Consider the following 2,412-nt stretch of genomic DNA (forward strand, 5'->3'; position numbering starts at 1 on the left):
AGGCGACAAGGGCGAGCACAAGCTCATCTGGTCCCGCTGACCAGCCCAAGGGCGCTCCGCTCGCCGCGGGGCGCCGCACTTCCACTCCCTCGGAATTATCGGCAGAATCCGCCACAACGACAAATCCGGCCTTCAGCGACTGGCACTGCGCAAAACTCCCTCTCTGCATAATCAGTTGTTTTGCGGTAAACCGCTAGAAGTTGAACTTGGTGCCGCCTGGCAGAAGCGCTCCAGCGAGAGCGATCGCGACTACCTCTCGGTCAAGCTCGATGCCCCTAGCTTCCCGGCTCCGATCTACGCGACGCTCGCGGAAGTTGATGGAGAAGAAGGCCTCCAGCTCATCTAGCCCGAACCGAGATTGAGGAGAACGGGCTCCGCCCCAAGGCGGGGCCTGTTCTCCTTCCAAGAAGGTAAAAGCATCCGGCCGGTTTTCGGCTCTTTTAGATGCGGAGCGAAGCAAAGCGCGTTCTCAGATCGGGCCGTCGCATTGGCGATGGCCCTGCTCAAGTACCAGGGTTCTTCTCAAGATGCTGCCGCATGCGGCTCGCCGCGGCCGCCGGGTGGGACCCCGCCTTCTCGCGATGCACGCCACGGTCTTCGCAGGCAGCAAGAGAAGCGGTGGAAGATCGAAGGCCTGTGCACCGAGAGCTAAAGAAGCGCCGCGAGCGGGCTCGTTTGCCACGAAGCGGCAATGTATGTGATTACGGATGACGACCTGCACCTTGGTGTCTTTCCCGTTCGTAGTTCCGGACCAGGTGGATTGATCCGCTTGTTTGACGGCGTATTGCCCCAGTCGCATGACGAGCGGAAGAAACAGAAACCCGACCTGGAAGCACTTACCCTAATCCCCCCACAGTGATCTTTCTTTTGGCGGGCTCTCCTCGCCTTTGGTTCAGGGTCAAGGTCCAATCGAAAAAGGGGTGTCTTGCTCGGGCTCGACGCGTGCGGCACCGTATGCACCGCTCCAAGAATTGTCGACCTCTCATTCATTCTTGATCCGCTCGCGGCGGAATTTGCTCAGGTCAATATTGAAGATGCGGTCGTGGCTGGACAGGAGCTGCGGTTGTTTCAGCGTGGCAACAAGCGGCATATCGACAATGCCGTCATTCGTTACTCGCCTTCGGCGGTTTTAAACGGTCAATTCCATGACGCCGATTGCGATCGAGCGGCTCGATCTCGGTGCCATCCGACGTTGGGTGTTGCCGCCTTCGATCCTGGTCGCCAACGTCTTTCGATGAAGGTGGTCAAGCTAGAGCCGCCTGATTACACATCCTCAGCATCACTCTGAGAAAAGGCTTCACCTTCGTCGGACTTCAGCCGGCGGCTGAGTTCGACCAACGCCCCGAGCAAGAGCGCGCGTTTCTCATATCGCAAACCCGCCTTGACGATCAGGCCGCCTAACTCGATCTTCTCCCGCGTGTCCTTCTTGCGGGCATCAGATGTCATCGCCCTCGCCATCCGATCAAGCCTCGCCAAGGCCGTCCTGAGCCGCGCCAGACGCGACCGTCGCTGTTGCCGTGCCGGGTATGCCGTCTTCAACCCGCTTCCTGCCTCCGATCGAAGCCGCAAGCTCTCCCCGAAAGCGTCTTGCGAGATGCTCAAACGCATCCTGAAGCTCTGTCTCGTCAATCTCGATTTCGCCCAGTCCTGCCTTCAGCGCAATGCGGCCGATGCGCTCGGCTTCGCGGGTTTCCGCCTGTTTCAACTGCTCCTGGAGCTTGCCGATCTCTTCGCGAATTTTCGAGGAGGGTTTCTTCATTCCGTCTGTCTCCCTGGCTGACATAGCTGGTCTTTCTGGAAGCCATTTTTCGGATCAGAGGGCGCAAGGCACTACTGTAAATCCGACAATCGCCAACTGCGATGGTTTGGTGGATCATCCCGGCCGTTCCGAAGGAGCGGTATCCAAGGGCGCAATTATACGTCGCAGGGCGACGTTCTTGCTCTCAGCCGTGGCGGCGCCGCCGCTCTCGACGAACCCGTTGAACTCGTTTGCAATCGGGAGCTCAGAGCGACGTGGCCGTTCCTCACTTCTCCGTCAGCCTCATCACCCGTGGCTCCGGCCGCAGCGCAGTGCTGTCTGCGGCATATCGGCATTGCGCCAAGATGGCGTACCAACGGGAAGCCCGAACGATTGATTACACCCGCAAGACTGGACTTCTTCACGAGGAGTTCGTCATCCCGGACAACGCACCAGAATGGTTGCAGTCGATGATCACCGATCACTCGGTCTCCGACGCAGCGGAAGCATTCTGGAACAAGGTCGAGGATTTCGAGAAGCGCTCCGACGCCCAGCTTGCCAAGGAGGTCACAATCGCGTTGCCGATCGAGCTGACGTCTGCACAAAACATTGCTCTCGTCCGTGACTTCGTGGAGCAGCACATCAGCGCCAAGGGAATGGTGGCGGACTGGGTT

4 protein-coding genes and 1 pseudogene are annotated in these 2,412 nt (G+C 59.1%); 3 read left to right on the forward strand and 2 right to left on the reverse strand.

Annotation, left to right across the window (positions count from 1 at the left end):
- The first annotated feature begins 94 nt into the window (after positions 1–94).
- On the forward strand, positions 95–346 hold the full coding sequence (locus tag FB009_RS32475) for a DUF736 family protein (RefSeq protein WP_375714207.1): 252 nt from the start codon (positions 95–97) through the stop codon (positions 344–346).
- Positions 347–691: 345 nt separating this feature from the next.
- A pseudogene (locus tag FB009_RS34060) lies at positions 692–1,288 on the forward strand (DUF6929 family protein).
- Here FB009_RS34060 and traD read toward each other — a convergent pair.
- Complete coding sequence (gene traD, locus FB009_RS32490; RefSeq protein ID WP_028053666.1) at positions 1,264–1,458, reverse strand: conjugal transfer protein TraD; 195 nt, start codon at positions 1,456–1,458, stop codon at positions 1,264–1,266. The pseudogene FB009_RS34060 and the gene traD sit on opposite strands and share 25 nt — an antisense overlap.
- Before the next feature lie 4 nt (positions 1,459–1,462).
- Positions 1,463–1,759 carry a conjugal transfer protein TraC gene (traC, locus tag FB009_RS32495; RefSeq protein WP_028053667.1) on the reverse strand — a complete coding sequence of 99 codons (297 nt, stop codon included), beginning with the start codon at positions 1,757–1,759 and terminating at the stop codon, positions 1,463–1,465.
- A 254-nt stretch (positions 1,760–2,013) separates the two neighbouring features.
- Here traC and FB009_RS32500 point away from each other — a divergent pair.
- Positions 2,014–2,412, forward strand: a 399-nt coding sequence (locus FB009_RS32500; RefSeq protein WP_186447699.1) for a MobA/MobL family protein, incomplete at its 3' end; no start/stop codon positions are given.

The sequence above is a fragment of the Sinorhizobium medicae genome, assembly GCF_007827695.1.
Taxonomy (GTDB): Bacteria; Pseudomonadota; Alphaproteobacteria; order Rhizobiales; family Rhizobiaceae; genus Sinorhizobium; species Sinorhizobium medicae.